We start from the raw sequence: 18,457 nt of genomic DNA, 5'->3' as shown, positions 1-18,457 counted from the left end.
CCTTAAAATGACTATTGACTGATTTTTTCTATTTTGACAGAAAAAGTTCTGTCTATACGCTTTTTAAAGAGTGCCAGTATGGCATAGTAAAGCGCAAGGGACCCAAGGCCTGCCACAGCAGAGACACCCTCCGATGCCCCGAGAGAAGAAGCAATCAAAATACCTGCAAACATCAAGAGAAAAGGCACCACAAAAGCCACTATCATAGCCTTCCAGCCGGTGCTTGAGCTTATAACAAGCTTGACCATATCTCCTACCCTAAGATTTCCCGGATTTTTTACAAGCATCTCTTGCTCATTTGAGTCCATCACAGAACAGGCACCCTTTGCTGCACAATGTGCACACATACCTGAGCGGTACATTGATATTCTAATCTTGTCTCCCTCTATGGAAACAACCTTGGCAACATGTGATAACTTATTTGATTTCATATATTGTCCTATTATGATATACCATATTTTCTTGCAATACGTTTTTTTTGTCAATCGGTAAATGGCCGAAAAACACAAATTGAATACAAAATACAATGATTTTATGTGTTAAAATGTTTATTTTTTTATCTATAAAAAGAAATAGTTTGATGTTTTTTTTAAAATAAGTCATATTTTTATATGTCGGATAGCGGATTTTTACAAAAATTTATACCGAACGCGCAGACTTGCGTCCGCGCTGCTTTTGAAAAAACATGTCTTCCAAACTTATGTGTGCCACAGGGACAATGGCTGATTTAAATGAAATTTGACAATGCTATGTAATAGGTTTAGTATGATTAATAATACAAGGAAGTTTTATGCAAAAAAATTATTGATTCTTGTGTTTTTGGTGTTGGGCGGGGCTTTTTATTTTGCCGATATTTCTCTTGATATAGGAGTGGCCAGTGCTGCAAATGCAGCAGTGATTGTAAGTCGTCCTCTGGGAGGAGATATCATTATAAGACTCAGTGTGTTTGAAGATTTAGCAATTGTTCAGTTTTGTGGAAGGGTTTTCTCTCCGCTTGTTGCTAATGGTTATAATGATATGATTGCTTCTCTAGGTGGCGGAGTGCTTTTTTCTCCTACAAGGTATTTGTATATAGGTATGTGTTCCGGTATCTTCTCTCCTATGAGGATGATGAAAATTGGTATTCTTATGGTGTAGTTGTTATGCGTCTGCATAGTCCTGGAAAGGGTTGCATTTTTATGCAGAATCAGAGCTGAGTTTTACCGGAGTTTTTAACAAATTCAGCATGGGGCTTAATCTTACGATTGATTTAATCTATATCTGCTTTTACATGCAAAAATAGATTTTGTTGGATATCCATGTGTCGCAGACAGGAGTCCCTGCGACTTGTCTATCTTTTTACTATTCTGGTCGCAGGTACGACGTTCGGTATATTTGTAAAAAAGGGGGCAAGATGCCCCCATCCTTATATCAATGCTTCTGCGGGTTCTTCTATCATTGCCTTTAGAGTACGCATAAAGTCGGCTGCAAGTGCTCCGTCTATTGTCCTATGGTCGCAGGAGAGGGTTAGCCGTATGATTTTTGCAGGCCGAAATGTTTCCCCGTCATATATGGGTTCTGTTTTTATGGCACCTACCGCAAGTATTGCAGAGCCGGGAGGATTTATGATTGCATCAAATTCCTCCACACCGTAGCTTCCCAGATTACTTATTGTAAAGCCTGCCTGCGTGTATTCTTCTGGTGTAAGAGAGCTTGTTTTTGCGCGTTGTATTAGGTCTGTAAGCTCATAATCTATCTCGCTTATTGTCTTGCTCTCTGCGGAGCGTACTACAGGTGTTATAAGTCCCTCTGTTAGTGCTACTGCCAGAGCTATGTCCGCCGTGTCAAAAAGTCTGATATTTTCTTCTTCCCAGCTTGAGAGTATGGCAGGATGTCTTACCAGAGCTTCTGCAGAGAGTTTTATGAGAAAGGAGTTAAGCGACAGTTTTTTTTCTGCTTTGCTGTTTATGCTTTCTCTTAGATTGAGTAGTCTGTCTGCTGTGGCGGATATCGTGACAGAAAAGTGCGGAGCTGTAAACTTGGATTCTGAGAGCCGTTTTGCTATTGTTGCGCGCATTGTGCTTACAGGTATGATGCCGCCTTTTATTCGCTTTGTTTCATTGGATAATGAGGCCTGTGGGGTAATGGCCTTTGCATTCTCTATGTCTTTTACCGTAATTCTTCCGTCCGGACCGCTTCCTCTTATGCTGCGCAGGTCTACTCCCATTTCTTTTGCCTTCTTTCTTGCAAGAGGACTGGCCTTTATTCTACCCGGAGTTGGGGGGGCTTTTTCTTCTTTTGTAGGTGGCTTGGATGCGGGTGGTGCTTCTTCTCTTGGCTTTGTATGTTTTTGTTCGACTGTTTCCGATTCTTGTTTTTTTTCTGCGGGTTTTGCTTTTTTTTCTTGAGGTGCAGGATTTATCTTCTCGTTTTCTATTTCTTTTAGAATTTCTGTTATGTCTTCTTTTTCTTCTCCAATTATGGCTATTGCCTCTCCCACACGAGCTTTATCCCCCTGCTGTTTTATTATTCTAAGTAGTGTTCCGCTTTGTGAGGACTCGTAGTCCATAGTTGCTTTATCGGTTTCTACCTCGCAAATGACATCGCCTGTTTCTACGTTATCTCCTTCTTTTTTATGCCACTCTACGATTGTTCCTTCTTCCATTGTAGGAGAAAGGGCTATCATAAGTATTTTTTCTGCCATAACTTACTCCATATATAATACCTTGGCTACAGCATCGCTTATTTTTTCTTCTGATGGTTGTACAGCCAGTTCTAGTCTGTGATTATATGGCATGGGTACGTCCTCAGAAGTTACAATCTCAACTTGTGCGTCAAGCTCGTCAAAGCATTCTCTACTTATGGCATAGGCCACAAAAGATGCAGGGCTTCCCATAGGCCATGCCTCATCCACAACAACTGCACGGTGTGTTTTTCTTACTGAGGCAAATATTGTATCTGTATCAAGCGGTCGTAATGAGCGCAAATCAATAACCTCCGCGTCAATTCCTCTCTCTGCGAGTTTATCTGCGACAGAGAGAACTGTTCTCAAGGGTTTGGAATATGTGATTAGTGTAACATCCTTTCCCTGTCTTTTTATGTCTGCCTTTCCTATTGGAATAAGATATTCTTCCTCCGGAACTTCTCCTTCCCAAGAGTACATAAGCTCTGCTTCCAGCATCACAACAGGGTCGTCGTCTCTTATAGCGGATTTCAACAGCCCTTTTGCGTCGTAAGGCGTGGCAGGTGCCACAACCTTGAGCCCGGGGACATGCATCCAGAATGCTGCAAGCGACTGTGAATGTTGAGAAGAGAGATATTCCGCAGGTCCATTGGGACCGCGGAACACAATAGGTACTTTTATCTGTCCCCCTGACATGTGTCTCATCTTTGCTGCATTGTTTATGACCTGATCCATTGCAAGAATTGCAAAATTATGTGTCATCCATTCTACTATTGGTCTTAGTCCTGCAATAGCTGCGCCTATACCTATACCCGTAAATCCAAGCTCGGCAATAGGAGTGTCTATAACACGTTTTTCTCCGTACTTTGCAAGAAGCCCACGGCTTACTTTGTATGCTCCATTGTATTCTCCTACTTCTTCTCCAAGGATAAAGACATTCTCGTCCCTTGCCATTTCCTCGTCAATGGCCTGGTTTAGAGCCTCTCTGTAGCTTATAACTGCCATATTGCCTCCTTGTCCGCATATATATCCTCGTAAATAGTATGGATTGCAGGCTCCTCGCTTTTTTCTGCAAACTCTACAGCAGCATCCACAATCTTCTTTAGTTTCTTATGCAGAGCGTCAAAGGCCTTATCATCTATGAGGTTCTTCTCTTCCATAAGGGTCTTTAGTCGGCCTATAGGGTCCTGCTTTTTATAAGCCTCAAGCTCTTCTCTGGTTCTGTACTTGGCAGGATCACTCATAGAATGACCCTTGTATCGGTAAGTCCTTGCTTCAAGAAGAACTGGCTGTCCATTTTTTGCAATGTCAACGGCTTTTGCTGTCTTCTCGTAAACATCCAAAACATCCATACCATCTGCTTGCATGCCGGGAATGTCATAAGCTGCGCCCATTTTGTAAAAATCTTCCACAGCAGAAACCTTTTTCCAAAAGGTACCCATACCCCACTGGTTGTTTTCACAAATATAGACAATAGGGAGGTTCCATATTTTTGCCATATTTAATGACTCATGAAATGCACCCTGGTGAATTGCTCCATCACCGAAGTAAACAAGTGTAACTCCGCCTGTCTCTTTATAATGTTGAGAAAAGGCAACTCCTGTTGCAACAGGAATCTGTGCACCGACAATACCGTTGCCGCCGAGAAAATGCTTCTCTGTATCAAAGAAATGCATAGAGCCACCCTTGCCATGGCTGCATCCCGTTATTTTGCCAAAAAGCTCAGCCATAAGAACCTTAGGGTCCATACCGCAGGCAAGAGCATGACCATGGTCCCTATAAGCCGTTACAACATAATCTTTCTTAAGGTCTATTGCTGCGATTGAGCCTGTAGCCACAGCTTCTTCTCCTATATACAGATGGCAAAAGCCGCCAATCTTGCGTAAACCATACATTTGTGCGGCCCTCTCCTCAAAAATCCTTATAAGAAGCATCTTTTCCAGAAGAGACATATAAAGGGAGTCATTAAGCACTTTTGCAGAGTTTGTTTTTTTTACTCCCATGAGAATACCTCCGTATAAGCATCCAGAGGACGTTGATATTCTACCGAAGTGATGTTACATTCCAGGACAGCAAACTCATCCACAGACCCGTGGACCTGCCAAAACAAGTTGAGAGAACCGCCAAGAGTCTCGAGCACCTGAGAGAGCAGGGCAGGATTCTCAACAACAGTCGCCCGTGCTTTTACACGGAAAACCTCCCTGTGTCCTTTACGCTCCAGAAGCCACAATACATTGGGATTTGCAGAAACTTGTGTTACCTTTTTGTCAGATGGAGAAGTTACGGCATAGATATCCCTGTGCTCTCCTCTCAGAAAGGCCGCTGTCATCCATCTCGCATCCGGGAAGCCGTCCTCACCCACGGAAACAAAAACACCTGACCTATTGGACTCCACAAGCTCTTCCAGAATGGCAAGAACCTCATCTTTTGTCATAAAAACCCCTTTCTCTAAAAATGATAATACATATATAACCTAGTGTTTTTGTCATAAAAATGCAAATTTTTTACTTTATAAAATAAAAAACAATAAAATATACCGAACGTCGTCTCTGCGCCTCTTTGGAAAAACAGCTAAGAATGGCGCAGAGCCTCCTGCCTTGGGCAAATATCAAAAATAGCCATAAAAACTTTTTTTAGCCCGAGCTATTGATGCATATCTTTCTGTAAAACAAAGTTTTATAAAAAACACTTGACCCAGTATATATGCAGATTTAGACTGGTATAAGGGTAACCTGACATCGTATAAAATCCGTTGGATTTTGATGTCAATAAAAAACAGGAGTGATTATATGGACAAGTTTTTTAACTTTATCAAGCCTTATCTTGATTTTATTGACAGTGGCAAGCTGTACAGAGAGCCTTTTAGCTGGATTTATATTGTTATCTCTGTGCTCAATCTTGTTCTTCCGTTGTATATGCTGATTAGTTCTGTTATAAACGGAGTTTTTGCAGCCGGCTTTAACTTTGCAATAGCTTTTTTGCTTGTTTGGATTGTGATAGCCTTTACAGGCTGGTTGGGGTTTCAGCTTTGGTGGAACAGGAGCAAAAGAGTTATAGCAATCTCTGAGGAAGGTGCGGACTTTGTTGCTACGCCTGTTTTTGCTCATTTTATTCAGACTTTTGGCGAGTGGGCAGGAACATGTCTTGCTATTGTCGGTTTTTTTGCAACTGTGATTTTCAACATTTTCTTTGGTAAGGATGCTTTCTGGTTTGCTTCGATGATTGGTCTGGGGGCTTTTCAGGGAGGATGGATTAATCTTGTTTTTCTTCCCATACTTGGTTTTTTTATCATTATCTTTTCCAGATTTATTGCAGAATCGGCAAGGGCGCTTGCTGCGATTGCCAATAATACCAGGAAATAAGATTATTTATCATGTGTATACCCGGCATTTGTGCCGGGTTTTTTATTTATGCTATAATATTTTGTAGGTGGGGACTATGATTTTTGATTGGCCTGTCAAAAAGAGAGATATATACAGGTGATTGTCCCCAGGTGTTGCTGTGCAGGAAATGGGTCTTGTTATTGCGAGGGGTTTATTTGATATGGTAGAGGTTTTATAGCAGCTTTTATTGTCTTTCTGTATTTTGCCGTAGGCAGGAGTACCTGCGCCCTTTTCCTTGTTTTTACTAATGGGCGCAGGGACTACGTTCGGTATTATTTATTTTCTTCTTTTTGGGTTCTTGTCGAGTGCTTGTATATTGCAAAGAAGAGAAGGAGTACTGCGGGTATTGCGATTATTGCCCATGTTTTTCCGGAGAATAGTTCCAACAGGTAGTAACGGAGTTGATGTCCGCCGTCTGTAAATGCGGTTATCTGATGGTCTTTCGGAAGGTCTACGCCTGAGCCTTTTGAGAGTGTTGTGAAGAGTGGTGCGAGTTTGCTGGATATGAGCAGGTAGCTTGTCACTACGGGGATTCCTGTTAGTACTGTTCTTATAACGTTGCCGCGATAAAGAAGGGCTGATATCGACATGACAGATATGAGGTTGGGAAGGTCTCCTATTGGGATTACTTTGTTGCCGGGCAGAAAGAAGGCTATTAATATAGATATTGGCATTAGGATAAGCCCGCTTACTATAACAGAGCGGTGCTGCATGAGGATTCCTGTGTCCACTGCCACGTATAGTTCTTTTTTTGCAGGGAATCGTTTTTGGATGAGTTCTTTGAGGTTGTGTGATATGGGTTGTATGCCTTTTGCTATGAGTTCTCCTGCCAGTGGTAGAAGGTACATTACGGCTGCTATGTTTACAGAAAGTTCCAAAAGCTTTTTTACAGGGTATGCTGCGAGTATTCCTAGAACTATGCCCAGTAGTAGTCCTACTACCATGGGTTCTGCAAGCAGGTTGCCTTTTTTTTGTGCTTTTTCCGGGTTGGCTGACAGGTTTTTTATGCCGGGGATTTTATCATACAAGAAGTCCAATGCTGCGGATAAAGGAAGTATGCCCACAACGGAGACCGGGGATATGGTTATGCTCTCAAGTCCTGTTTCTCTTTTTATATATACTGCTGCCCAGTCCGAGAGCTTGATTGTTATTGTTGCAATTAGCAGTGTTGCTGCTATTGCAAGCCATATGTTGTGTGTAACGGCACTTACCAGTGCTCCCAGGAAGGCAAAGTGCCAATAGTTCCATATGTCTATGTATATGGTTTTGGTTAGGTTGCTGGCAATCAGAATGATGTTTAAAAAGAGCACAAGTATTATGGACAATGGAGCGATAAAGGATGACCATGTTATTGCTGCAAGGGGAGGCCAGCCTACGTCCAAAACAGGGTAGTCAAGGCCTCTTATGTTAACTATAGCTTCTACTGCAGGTTTTATGTTGTCTACAAAGAAAGAAAAGACAACAAAGATAGAGGCAAAGCCAACTCCCAGTTTTAATGCTGCAAACAGGGCGTCGCGTAAGTTGAGTCTTACTATGAGTGCCAGTGCAAGCATTATAAATGGTAGCATCACATATGCTTTGAAAGAAAAAAATGTGTCAAGTGCTGATTTTAATATTTCCATAATATGATGTTATACAAAAAAGAGTATGTAAACAATTGCCATATCAAAAGAATTTTGTTTTTTTGAGAAATATTCTGACCGGTACTAACAGAGATATAAACTTGTAAAAAACCTCTTGCCACTGTTTTTCTAAGTGGATATAATAGTATACAACATGCGAGCGTCGTATAATGGCTATTACCCCAGCTTCCCAAGCTGGAGACGGGGGTTCGATTCCCCTCGCTCGCTTTTGGCGCCCTTGCAGTTGCAGGGGCGTTTTTTTTTGACTAAGGTGTGATTGGATATATTTTTTGTTTTTTGGCTAAGAAATATAGTGTGTTTCTGTTGTTGGCCAGTTAGTTTATGTTTGGTATGGGTGGTTGAGCTATTTTGCTGTTAGATTTGTTTAACAGTTTTTTGATTATAGTGTATTTTGTTTTATTTTTTTTGCCGCAGGCAGGATGGAGCGCGCTTTTGTTTTTGTCCTCACTTTCGTTAGCGCGCTCCTGACGTTCGGTTTTTTGTTTTATTTGTTTTTCCAGATTCCGTCTTTTGCTATCTGTGCAGGGGTAAAGCGAGCTTTGTAGGACATTTTGCTTGTTTCTGCTATGTAGAAGCCGCTGTATAGCCATTTTTTGCCCAGGTGTCTTGAGTATTCTATTTCTTTTATCATCGAGTATGTCCCGAGGGAGCGTTTTTTTTCTGCCGGGTCGTATGCAAAGTAGACGCTGCTTATTCCATCAGGGAGTATGTCTATAAATCCCGCGCCTATTAGTTTTTTCCCCAGATAGTAGCGCATTATTTTTGTCTCAAGCGGGCTTTCGCAGAGGAATGAGATGAATTCCTGGGTGTTTGTCTTATGGTTGTTGTGTTTGTCTGCTATGTATTTTTTATAAAGTTTGAATATTTGTTCGTCAAAGTTGAGGTCGCTTATTATTATTTTTATGTCATTGTTCTTTTTTATTGTGCGTTTTTGGGATTTTGTGGGGGTGAAGTTTTCTGTGTCTGTTCTTATGGGAGTGCATGCTGTGCAGCCCGGACATTGGTTCTTATATATTATATAGCCCGAGCGTCTGTAGCCGTATGCAAGTAGGTTTTCGTACACGGCAGGGTCTATATGATAGGTGATAAATAGTCGTGTTATCCAGGCTTTTCCAGGGAGGTAGGGGCATTTTTCTACAGTGCTTTGGGGAAGTGATTGTGTAAACTCTTCTATTGCCTTTTTTATGCCTTTCAAGCTGTTTTCCTGTTCTTCTTTTTTCCCAATTTTATGGTAAATACTTTGTCGCTGTTAAATATTATTATGGCCAAAAACACAACAACTGCAAAAAATATTGTCTGGTATAAGAGCCCTCCTGCAACGGATAGGTATTGGCTGTCGATAAGAAGCGGGGTTGACAGAAAGGCGTGTGTAAAAGGAAAAAAAAGCAGTATTATTCTTAACACTAAGGGGAGAGAGGCAAAGTTTGTCATTATTGTTATAATGTATAATGCTAAAAGCACCAGAATGATTGGTGTTATTACTACCTGCACATTCTTGGTGTCTTCTGCGAAAAGTCCCAATATGAGTGCTATTCCAAGTGCATTTAAGAGCGACAGTAGAAATGCTGCTATGCGCATAATATTTGACCATATTGGAAGTTCTATCCCCAGTTGCTTTACCGCAAGCATCATGTTTACTGCCTCCGAAGATATCTTCTGTGAGTCCGGCATTGTTATGGATTGCATGTAAAACCAGAATCCTGCAAAGTATATTGCTACAAATATTACGGACAGTATGCCTGCTGCTAACATTTTTGCCAGTACTATCTGATGACGCGGTATTGGAAGGGTAAGCAGCACTTCCAGTGTTTTGCTTTCTTTTTCTGCTGCTATTGATGCTGCGACAAACTGAGCACCTGTAAGAGTTGCTATAAACAGCAGGAAGGCTAGCATTATAGTTTGATTGATTATATACGGGATAATAGCAGAGAATGAAATCCTTGCACTTTTTGTATGTCTTACTATGTGTTCTTCTGTGGTTACTGGGTTGAGATACATATCCAGTATACTGTCTTCTTTACTGGACTTGGTTTTGATAATTGCTCTGAGTTTTTCTTCCAGTTCTCTTTTTATTTTATCTGCTGTTGCAGAGATTTTGGATATGCCAATAATTCCTCCTCCTGCCTCCAGATAAGCATAAACCTTGATTCTAAGAGAAGAGGAAGAAGAAAAAAGGTTTTCTATAAAACCTTTGGGGAAGACTAGAACAACAGGGTTGTTTTTATTTACTGCGGAGCCAATATCTATTGCTGAAAATCTGTCTTCTGTAAATGCTGCAATATTGTTGTCAGCAAGAAAAGAGACAAAATCGGAGGTTGATGCAAGCGCTTCTTGTGGAATTGCTGGTACGGAAGGGATATTTTCTTTTTCTATCTCGCCAAACATGCTGCGCATGGAATTCCCTAGAAAGATAAAAACAAAAACAACTATAAAAAGAGAAATAAAAACCTGCCTTGTGATAAGCCCCTTTAACTCCTTTATAACGAGAACACCCAGCTTTCTCATTCTGCCACCTCCATAAACACCTGCTCCAGATTGTCTGCTTTAAAACGCTTCTTTAATTCTTGCGGCGTCCCCATTGTAAGAAGTCGTCCCTTATTTATAATCCCGACTCTGTCTGCAAGATACTCTATCTCAAGCATATTGTGAGATGACAGAAGAATAGTTATCCCTTTTTCTTTTAAAGATTTAAGTTGTTTTCTGACATAAAACGCATTCTCGATATCCAAACCAGAAGTAGGCTCATCCATAATAGCAAGCTGGGGCTCCATCATGACAGAGGAGGCAATCATAAGCTTGCGCATCATTCCTTTGGAATACGTTTTGATTTTATCATCAAGCCTCTCCTTGAGATTGCTCATATTTATTGCAAGCTTGGTATATTTATCCGCTTCCCCCTCGTTTTCTGCATAAAGCGCTGCCATAAAGCGCAAATACTCCATACCTCGCATATTTTTATACGGCATGGATTCCTCTGCGAGATAGCTAATATTCTTTCTTATAAGCTCCGGCCTTGCGGTACCTGACACATTATCAAGAAAAAAGGCACCATCATCAGGCTGCAAAACAGTAGCAAGAATCCTCAGTGTGGTTGACTTACCCGCACCATTTGGACCAATAAGAGCAAAAATCTCGCCTCTCATCAGCTCAAAACTAAGCCCGTCCAGAGCCACAACTCTACCAAAGCTCTTTCTGAGTCCTTTTACACCAAGAATAACATCACCCATTACTCCCCCTTGCAAGAATATTATCATCCTGCCAGAGAAGCTGCAATAAAAATCTATACCGAACGGCAGAAAAGCGCCATTATATGGTATAGGCATAAGAGGCACATTCCTGCCTGCCTCCGGCGGCAGACACAAGCATGTTGGCATATCATGGTTTGTAAAGTAATCCATATGATTACGAGATTGGAAGTATTTCTCATCTTAGAAACAGTCTTCTACAGAACGTACCAATATATTATTGTGGCTGTAAATATTTTTACTATGAGACAGGATATCTGTAGGAACATCTACAATATTGACTATATTATAAAACCTACAGGTAATGCAAAAAGAAAGTGTATTTGCACCTATTTTTATATCCACGCGTTTGACTATATTTTCTATTGTCCGTATTATTGTTTTGTTGTCATAGGAGATTGTATGTCCGATTTTGTTTTTCCGTTTTCTGCTATTGTAGATCAGGAGGATGCACGGACTGCACTGATTCTGGGTCTTATTGATAACAGAATAGGCGGAGTGCTTCTGACCGGTCAAAAAGGTACTGCAAAAACTTCTCTGGTGAGAGCTGTATCTTCTGTTATGCATGATATTCCTCTGATTGAGCTTCCTCTCAATGCTACCGAGGATAGACTCACAGGTTCTATAAATATAGAGCGGGCACTTTCCGGTGGAGAAATCGTTTATGAGCCTGGCTTGATTGCCAATGCAAAAGATGGTGTTTTGTATGTGGATGAGGTCAATCTATTGGAGAGTCATCTTGTGGATATCCTTCTGGATGTTTCTGCAACAGGTGTATTGAGAGTGGAGAGAGAAGGGGTTTCCCATTCTCAGGAAAATCGTTTCTTGCTTGTTGGTTCCATGAATCCCGAGGAAGGAGAGCTTAGACCTCAGTTTCTTGACCGCTTTGGTTTATGTGTTCCTGTTTTTTCTGTGCAGAATGAGTGGAAAAGAAGGGAGATTATAAAAAGAAGACTTGCCTTTGAATCCGATAAGGAGAGTTTTTTCAATCAGTACAAGCAAGAGGACTATATTCTGCGTCAGCAAATTCTTTCTGCGCGACAGAGGCTGAATTCTGTTATTTTATCGGATGACTTGTTGGACGAGGCTGTAAGGCTTGCAGATGCTGCATCTGTATCAGGTCATAGAGCCGAGATAATCATGGTTATGGCAGCAAGGGCACTTGCCGCATTTCTTGAGCATAATGTTGCTAGTGTTTCTTTACTTCATATTGTTGCTCCATGGGTTCTTTTTCATAGAATTGAAGGAGGGCTTTTTGACTCTCCCGATAAGGTCTTAAGGAGAATCTCTTCTGTTATTTCTGGAGATTCTGACTCAGAAGCTAAAGAAAAAAAGCATACTGAGCTTGTTGAGATGTCCGATGACATGATGGTTCCTGGTGCTGCTGCTGCAGGCAGTATTGTCTTTGATTTTCTTAAAAAAAAAATCCTGAACAAGTCGAAAAAATAATAAATATAGATGTGGATGTAGATATAGCTGGCGATGGGGTTTTAAAAGGCAGATTGCTGCGCTCGGAGAAAAAAACTACGGGTACAAGGGGACGTGCTGTATCCGTACGACCTTTTTCTAGTGGAGAGAAAATATCTGATGTCAGTTTTTTTTCTTCTTTTATAGCTGCTATTTCTGAGGGGGATAAAAGGCCTTCTTTTCCTCATCTCAGAAGACGGGTAAGGAAAAAGGATGCTACGGACCTTGTTGTGTTTTTGGTAGATGCTTCTGAGTCAATGGGAGTAAAAAGAAGAATGGCCGTTGCCAAGGGTGCAGCTTTATCTTTGCTGAGGAGGGCATATATTTACAGGTGCAGGGTGGCAATTGTTTCTTTTTACGGAGATTCTGCAGATGTCATCATGCAACCTTCTGTGAGTGCTTTTATGGCTTCCAAGGCTATGGAGGATATCCGAGTAGGGGATGCTACGCCTCTTCCTGCCGGTTTGCTTAAGGCCTGGGATATTATAAGGCTGGAGCGGTTTAAAGGTTCTGCGGATAGGGCTTCTCTTGTTCTTATTTCTGATGCAGAGTCCAATGTGCCGATTATGGCAGGCAATGACAGTTTTCTTGAGGCTGTGGAGATTCTCGGACGGATTTCTTCTTCTGGTGTTAATGTGCTACTGCTCGATGCGGGAGACGGTGACAAGATGCGATATCTTGCTTCTTCCTGTTCTGCTTCTTATCATAGGCTCCCTTCTTCTGGCTCTTTGTCATTTATTGAGGATATTTTGTCACATTAGATGCCACTTCTTGGGTTAAATTTGATTTAATTCTTTGTTTTTGTTATATTTATATTAGGAGGCTGTTATGGATTACATAGAGCCTGTAGAATATATGCCTATTACTCCTCCTCTTCCCGAGCCGCCTTCCTCTGATGTTTCTTCTGATGTGCAGCAAACCGAGGCAGAACCTGTGTATGATGATTCTGTAGGCAGCGAGATTGATGTTGAGGCATAGTGCTTTATAGTTCTTTTTCTTTTATCGTAAGGATTGCTGTTCTGTATATGTTTATTGCTATTAAAAACAGAAAGAAGCTTATGCTCTGTGAAAAAAAGGTAGAAAAGATTATAAAAGTCTGTTTTCCTAGAAAATAATTTTCAAACATATATAGACTTGGATAGTAGATAAGTATTGTTAATGCAAGAGCAACCGGTGTAAAATACAGCAGGTCCTTGCCAAATTTTCTGGGAGAAAATGTATTTGCCTGTTTTTGATGGTAGTAGCGGGTTGGAAGGTAGAGTATTGCTCCGCCTATTATAGACCCCAAGATTGCTGCTATGGAAGCAAGGTCTCTCGAGTGTGTTAATGAAAATATTATGTAAGAGGCTATTTGTGCTCCCAGTATTGCTCCTATTTCTCCTATCAGTATTTCTTTATTAAAGTTTAAAAAGGCTGTTTTATTTTTTATCATAACAGGTGTGCTCTTGTGAATTTTTATAAGCAAAAAAAAATCGCCTTTCGGCGAGAGATTAGCAGGGGGAGGACTCGAACCTCCGACCTTCGGGTTATGAGCCCGACGAGCTACCAACTGCTCTACCCTGCGATATTTGTTGTAAAGAATATATCTGTATTGTAAAAAAATGTCAAGTTGATTGATAAATGTTTTTATGCCGTAGGCAGGAGGAGCCGCTCTTTTCTGCTTTTCTTTTGCTTACATGGCTCCGACGTTCGGTATTGATTGATTGACAGATATCTCTTTTCTTTCCATATTATAGAGACTTGTTTTACTTATTTTTGCTTAAAGGAGTTTTTTATGTCCCGTCTCGATATAGAGCGAGTTAGGCATTCTGCTGCTCATGTTATGGCGGATGCTGTTATGCGGCTTTTCCCGGGGACTAAGGTGGCTATTGGTCCTGCTATTGAGAATGGTTTTTATTATGATTTTGAGCTTCCACGTCCTGTGGGACAGGAGGATTTTGATAAGATTGAGTCTTTAATGGCTGAGATTATAGCCAAGGATTTGCCTTTTGAGAAGCAGGTTGTTTCGCGTGAGGAGGCAAGAGAGCTTTTTAAGGACCAGCCTTATAAGCTTGAGATTCTTGATGATTTGCCTGATGATGCTGAGGTCTCTGTTTACCGGCATGGGGATTTTGTGGATTTGTGCCGAGGACCTCATGTGGAGCGTACTTCTCAGATTAATCCCAAGGCATTTAAGCTTCTGAGTGTTGCCGGTGCTTACTGGCGTGGGGATGAGAAAAGACCTATGCTTGTGCGTATTTATGGTACTGCCTGGCATACTCCCAAGGAGCTCAGACAGTACTTGGAGCATCTTAAGGAAGTAGAGAAGAGAGACCATAGGCGATTGGGTAAGGAGCTTGATTTGTTTTCTGTGCATGAGGAGGCAGGGCCAGGGCTTATCTATTGGCATCCCAAGGGGGCAAGGATAAGGCTTGAGATTGAGGATTTCTGGAGGCGTCAGCATCTTGCCAATGGTTATGATATTCTCTATACGCCTCATGTTGGTAAGTCCTGGTTGTGGGAGACTTCTGGGCATCTTTCTTTTTATAAAGAGAATATGTATGCACCCATGGAGATTGATAAGAGCGATTATTATGTTAAGCCGATGAATTGTCCTTTTCATATTCTCATCTATAAGACTCATATGCGTTCTTATAGAGAGCTCCCTCTCCGCTGGGCAGAGCTGGGTACGGTTTACCGGTATGAGCGTTCTGGTGTTTTACATGGGCTTCTGCGTGTACGAGGTTTTACTCAGGATGATGCCCACATTTTTTGTACGCCATCTCAGGTTGAGGATGAGATTCTTGAGACGCTGAGATTTTCTCTTTTTATGTGGAAGACTTTTGGATTTTCTGATGTTAAGGCTTATCTTTCTACGCGTCCTGAAAAAAGTGTAGGCGAGGAGGAGCGTTGGGAGCAGGCTACAGAGGCTCTCCGACGTGCTATAGAGAAAGAGGGGCTTGAGTATGAGGTTGACGAGGGCGGTGGTGCGTTCTACGGTCCTAAGATTGATCTTAAGATAAAAGATGCTCTTGGACGTGAGTGGCAGACTTCTACAATTCAGTTTGATTTTAATCTTCCGGAACGTTTTGATATTACTTTTGTGGATGCTGACGGCAAGGAGAAGAGGCCTTATATGGTTCACAGGGCTTTGCTGGGGTCTCTTGAGCGTTTCTTTGGTGTTCTAACAGAGCATTATGCTGGTGCATTTCCTCTTTGGCTTGCCCCTGTGCAGGCTGTTGTAGTGCCGGTTGCCGATGCTTTTAACGATTATGCACATGATGTTGTCAGGGCTTTCCGTTCTAGGGGCTTGCGCGCAGAAGCTGACCTTTCTTCCGATAGGATGAATGCCAAGATAAGAAAGGCGCAGACTTCCAAGGTGCCGTATACCCTTATTGTTGGTGAGAAGGAGAAGGAGTCTTCTTCTGTATCCGTGCGTGTGCGCGGCGGCGAACAGAGGCAGGGTGTTGCTCTGGATGATTTTGTTGCATCTTGCGTTATGCGTGTTTCTGAGCGTTCTCTTGAGCTTTGATTTTAGATAGCTTTTAATACTTTTTTATACCGAATGGGCTGCCAGCATCCGCAGGCAGCCCTTTTTTTTTACCCTATGTGTGCCTAGGGCAGTGGAGGGCGCGCCTTACTTTTGTTTTTTCTTTTCTTGGGCGCGACTGTAACGTTCGGTATTTTTTGTATTTTTGTTTTTCTTTTGTATTTTTATAAGGGGGTTTGAACTTGTCTTTTGTTTTTTTATATTGAGTGCTTTTATTTTTTTATAAGTTTTTGTTATATTCTAGGTGTTATATCTGTTTATCTTTGTTTTTGAGGTGTTTATGGATTATGGATTATAAAGATGTTGTTGCTAAGATAAAAGATTATTACAAAGAGATTTATCTCCTTTCTCATGTTCAGGCAATTCTAGGGTGGGACCAAGAGACTTATATGCCTGAGGCTGCGATTGCTGAGAGAGCTGAGCAGGCTGCGCTGCTTCAGTCACTTATACACAAAAGGAGGACTTCTGATGAGCTGGGACGCCTACTTGAAGAAGCCGGTGCGTCTTCCGATAGGCCGGCTGGAGCAGAGTCTCTGAGTGATACGGACGCTGCTATAGTGCGGGAGACTTATCGCGAGTACTCTAGGGCTATCAAACTACCAGAGGAGCTTGTTGTGCGTTTTGCGCAGGTTACCAGCAGGGCGCAGGCTGTGTGGCAAAAGGCAAGGATCGAGGATGATTTTGGTCTGTTTGCGCCTGTTTTGTCAGAGATTGTGGATATGGTGCGTGAGATGGCTTCCCTGTATGGATACCAGGAACATCCCTATGATGCACTTTTGGACGAATATGAGCCCTATGCAAAGGCATCCGATATCAAGAGAATTTTTGATGCAGTAGAAGCGCCTATCGTGGAGCTTGTGCAGCGGATTGGAGAGATAAACCAAGTGGATGACTCCTTTTTGCACTATAAGACGGATAAGGAAGAGCAGAAAAGACTGTCCCTGGCTCTGCTTGATAAACTTGGTTATGATTTTAAACGTGGAAGGCTTGATGTATCTGCACATCCTTTTACAACAACTCTTGGCTCCGATGACGTGAGAATCACCACACGATTTTTGGAAGATTTTTTACCCAGCTCTATTTTTGGCACTATTCATGAGGCAGGTCATGCCCTCTATGAGATGGGAATTTCTGCTGATTTGCACGGAACAATTCTTGCGGATGGTGTATCTCTAGGAATCCATGAGTCGCAGTCCAGATTTTGGGAAAATGTGATTGGCAGAAGACGCAGTTTCTGGCAGAAAAATATGCAGCTTATTTCTTCTGCAATTCCTGCTCTGTCCGATGTCAGTGCCGAGAGTTTTTATAAAGCCGTAAACAAGGTAAAACCTTCTTTTATAAGAGTGGAAGCTGACGAAGTTACCTATATTCTGCATATAATTCTGCGCTTTCGCCTTGAGATGGGCATGGTAGATGGTAGCCTTGAGGTAAACGACTTGCCGGATGCGTGGAATCAGCAGACAAAAGCTCTGCTGGGAATAGTACCCAAAAAATACTCCGATGGAGTTTTACAGGATATTCACTGGTCATTTGGTGGGATTGGCTACTTTCCCACATATGCGCTTGGTACTCTATATGCCTCTCAGTTTGCCCATGCAATAGAGAAAGAGCTTGGAAGCATTGATGAGCTTATTGCAAAGGATAGACTTGCTGATATCCTTAGCTGGCTTAGAGACAAGATTCACAAATATGGAAAAATCTATCCTGCGGATGAGCTTTGCAGAAGAGCTACGGGAGAGAGCCTTAATCCTGAGTATTTTATAAAGTACATAGAAGGAAAATACGGGGATGTCTACAACCTATCTTAAGGAGCTTGTTTCTAACCCTGTTTTATTTGCCTCCATTGCTGGGTACTTTGCGGGATTGGCAGTAGCTTTTCCCGCAAAAGCTCTGCTTTCTACTCTGATAAGACAGCTTGTTAAAAAAAAGCAAAAAAAATCAGCCAGAAAAGATAGCCGATTTTTTACCGCCTTTCTTCTAGCAATGATACTCGCAGTTTTTTTCCTTGTTATATCTATCTTTGTATCGGACGGCCTATGGGCTCCTGATTACCGCATGCTTATGGCCTCTATAGTCTGGGCAGCGATTGGCTTTATTGGTGGAATCATCCCCGTACTGCATGCACCCCTTATTGCACTTGCAATAGGACTCAATCTATGGATACTTTTTTCCATATCTCCTCCCTGGCATCCTGCCTATCAGAGAAAAACAGGCATCTATCTTACTCATGCAATGGTAGCCGCAAGGGCATCAGACTATACCACCCTGCGCCTTAACATAACAGGCAAGAAGATAAAAACCCCTCAGCACAAGCTGACAATCCGTTATGCAGAAATCCCTCCAGCTTTCATACTTATTCCTTACACTGCAATCTGGAGCGAGGAGGAGGCCAGCCTTCCGTCCCTGCTTAAACGCCTTACAGAACTCAAGCTCTACGAGACAGACATAGGAAACACAATACTATTGCAAAACATAACTGTTTTTATAAAAGACAATCAACTATGTATAAACCCCGGCCGATAAAAAAA

General features: G+C 41.8%; 18 protein-coding genes and 2 tRNA genes. 9 read left to right on the top strand and 11 right to left on the bottom strand.

Annotation, left to right across the window (positions count from 1 at the left end; all coding sequences use genetic code 11):
* Positions 1-11: 11 nt before the first annotated feature.
* A complete protein-coding gene (locus tag WKV44_08710; protein ID MEM5948622.1) occupies positions 12-431 on the bottom strand; it encodes a SoxR reducing system RseC family protein in 420 nt (139 codons plus the stop codon).
* 334 nt (positions 432-765) lie between these two features.
* On the opposite strand from WKV44_08710, the gene WKV44_08705 reads away from it, so the two are divergent.
* Positions 766-1,137 (top strand): hypothetical protein, encoded by a 372-nt coding sequence (locus WKV44_08705; GenBank protein ID MEM5948621.1) that lies wholly within the window; start codon positions 766-768, stop codon positions 1,135-1,137.
* A 268-nt stretch (positions 1,138-1,405) separates the two neighbouring features.
* On the opposite strand, the gene WKV44_08700 is transcribed toward WKV44_08705, so the two are convergent.
* Genes WKV44_08700 through WKV44_08685 form a run of 4 tightly spaced genes read right to left on the bottom strand, consistent with a single transcriptional unit; the run spans position 1,406 to position 5,096 of the window.
* Positions 1,406-2,683: a dihydrolipoamide acetyltransferase family protein gene (locus WKV44_08700; GenBank protein MEM5948620.1), complete on the bottom strand. Its 1,278-nt coding sequence runs from the start codon at positions 2,681-2,683 to the stop codon at positions 1,406-1,408.
* 3 nt (positions 2,684-2,686) lie between these two features.
* Positions 2,687-3,667 carry a pyruvate dehydrogenase complex E1 component subunit beta gene (locus tag WKV44_08695; GenBank protein MEM5948619.1) on the bottom strand — a complete coding sequence of 327 codons (981 nt, stop codon included), beginning with the start codon at positions 3,665-3,667 and terminating at the stop codon, positions 2,687-2,689.
* The gene (pdhA, locus tag WKV44_08690) at positions 3,655-4,665 is read right to left on the bottom strand and encodes a pyruvate dehydrogenase (acetyl-transferring) E1 component subunit alpha (GenBank protein ID MEM5948618.1); all 1,011 of its coding nucleotides are present in this window, start codon (positions 4,663-4,665) and stop codon (positions 3,655-3,657) included. The genes WKV44_08695 and pdhA overlap by 13 nt, the downstream gene beginning before the upstream one ends.
* On the bottom strand, positions 4,656-5,096 hold the full coding sequence (locus WKV44_08685) for a pyridoxamine 5'-phosphate oxidase family protein (GenBank protein ID MEM5948617.1): 441 nt from the start codon (positions 5,094-5,096) through the stop codon (positions 4,656-4,658). Before WKV44_08685 ends, pdhA begins: the two co-directional genes overlap by 10 nt.
* 355 nt (positions 5,097-5,451) lie before the next feature.
* On the opposite strand from WKV44_08685, the gene WKV44_08680 reads away from it, so the two are divergent.
* The gene (locus WKV44_08680) at positions 5,452-6,024 is read left to right on the top strand and encodes a hypothetical protein (GenBank protein MEM5948616.1); all 573 of its coding nucleotides are present in this window, start codon (positions 5,452-5,454) and stop codon (positions 6,022-6,024) included.
* A gap of 293 nt (positions 6,025-6,317) precedes the next feature.
* Here the strand turns inward: WKV44_08680 and WKV44_08675 are convergent, their stop codons facing one another.
* Entirely contained in the window at positions 6,318-7,667 is a 1,350-nt protein-coding gene (locus tag WKV44_08675) for a PTS transporter subunit IIC (protein ID MEM5948615.1), read from the bottom strand.
* Positions 7,668-7,823: 156 nt separating this feature from the next.
* Here WKV44_08675 and WKV44_08670 point away from each other — a divergent pair.
* Positions 7,824-7,895 (top strand) — tRNA-Gly (locus tag WKV44_08670).
* Positions 7,896-8,172: 277 nt separating this feature from the next.
* Here the strand turns inward: WKV44_08670 and WKV44_08665 are convergent.
* From WKV44_08665 to WKV44_08655, 3 genes are read right to left on the bottom strand one after another with little or no spacing between them, the layout of a single operon-like run.
* Complete coding sequence (locus WKV44_08665; GenBank protein MEM5948614.1) at positions 8,173-8,883, bottom strand: arginyltransferase; 711 nt, start codon at positions 8,881-8,883, stop codon at positions 8,173-8,175.
* Positions 8,880-10,193 (bottom strand): ABC transporter permease, encoded by a 1,314-nt coding sequence (locus WKV44_08660; GenBank protein MEM5948613.1) that lies wholly within the window; start codon positions 10,191-10,193, stop codon positions 8,880-8,882. Before WKV44_08660 ends, WKV44_08665 begins: the two co-directional genes overlap by 4 nt.
* Positions 10,190-10,915, bottom strand: coding sequence for an ABC transporter ATP-binding protein (locus WKV44_08655; GenBank protein MEM5948612.1), 726 nt, complete (start codon positions 10,913-10,915; stop codon positions 10,190-10,192). Before WKV44_08655 ends, WKV44_08660 begins: the two co-directional genes overlap by 4 nt.
* Before the next feature lie 420 nt (positions 10,916-11,335).
* Here WKV44_08655 and WKV44_08650 point away from each other — a divergent pair, with 420 nt between their 5' ends.
* The 3 genes from WKV44_08650 to WKV44_08640 all read left to right on the top strand — a co-directional run bounded on the left by WKV44_08650 (position 11,336) and on the right by WKV44_08640 (position 13,378).
* Positions 11,336-12,382 (top strand): AAA family ATPase, encoded by a 1,047-nt coding sequence (locus tag WKV44_08650; protein ID MEM5948611.1) that lies wholly within the window; start codon positions 11,336-11,338, stop codon positions 12,380-12,382.
* A gap of 11 nt (positions 12,383-12,393) precedes the next feature.
* Positions 12,394-13,161, top strand: coding sequence for a VWA domain-containing protein (locus tag WKV44_08645; protein MEM5948610.1), 768 nt, complete (start codon positions 12,394-12,396; stop codon positions 13,159-13,161).
* A 67-nt stretch (positions 13,162-13,228) separates the two neighbouring features.
* Positions 13,229-13,378 carry a hypothetical protein gene (locus WKV44_08640; protein ID MEM5948609.1) on the top strand — a complete coding sequence of 50 codons (150 nt, stop codon included), beginning with the start codon at positions 13,229-13,231 and terminating at the stop codon, positions 13,376-13,378.
* A 4-nt stretch (positions 13,379-13,382) separates the two neighbouring features.
* On the opposite strand, the gene WKV44_08635 is transcribed toward WKV44_08640, so the two are convergent.
* Both WKV44_08635 and WKV44_08630 read right to left on the bottom strand, forming a co-directional pair.
* Positions 13,383-13,832, bottom strand: coding sequence for a hypothetical protein (locus tag WKV44_08635; protein ID MEM5948608.1), 450 nt, complete (start codon positions 13,830-13,832; stop codon positions 13,383-13,385).
* A gap of 59 nt (positions 13,833-13,891) precedes the next feature.
* A tRNA-Met gene (locus tag WKV44_08630) sits at positions 13,892-13,964 on the bottom strand.
* A gap of 210 nt (positions 13,965-14,174) precedes the next feature.
* Here WKV44_08630 and thrS point away from each other — a divergent pair.
* The 3 genes from thrS (at position 14,175) to WKV44_08615 (ending at position 18,452) form a co-directional block, all read left to right on the top strand.
* Positions 14,175-15,911: a threonine--tRNA ligase gene (gene thrS, locus WKV44_08625; GenBank protein ID MEM5948607.1), complete on the top strand. Its 1,737-nt coding sequence runs from the start codon at positions 14,175-14,177 to the stop codon at positions 15,909-15,911.
* A gap of 305 nt (positions 15,912-16,216) precedes the next feature.
* Positions 16,217-17,737, top strand: a complete 1,521-nt coding sequence (locus WKV44_08620) for a carboxypeptidase M32 (protein MEM5948606.1) — start codon at positions 16,217-16,219, stop codon at positions 17,735-17,737.
* On the top strand, positions 17,718-18,452 hold the full coding sequence (locus tag WKV44_08615) for a hypothetical protein (GenBank protein ID MEM5948605.1): 735 nt from the start codon (positions 17,718-17,720) through the stop codon (positions 18,450-18,452). Before WKV44_08620 ends, WKV44_08615 begins: the two co-directional genes overlap by 20 nt.
* Positions 18,453-18,457: the final 5 nt, after the last annotated feature.

The organism is Spirochaetia bacterium 38H-sp, assembly GCA_039023545.1.
Classification (GTDB): Bacteria; Spirochaetota; Spirochaetia; order Winmispirales; family Winmispiraceae; genus Rarispira; species Rarispira pelagica.
The sequence above is the reverse complement of the archived record's forward strand: the minus strand, read 5'-3'. Positions and strand labels throughout refer to the sequence as shown.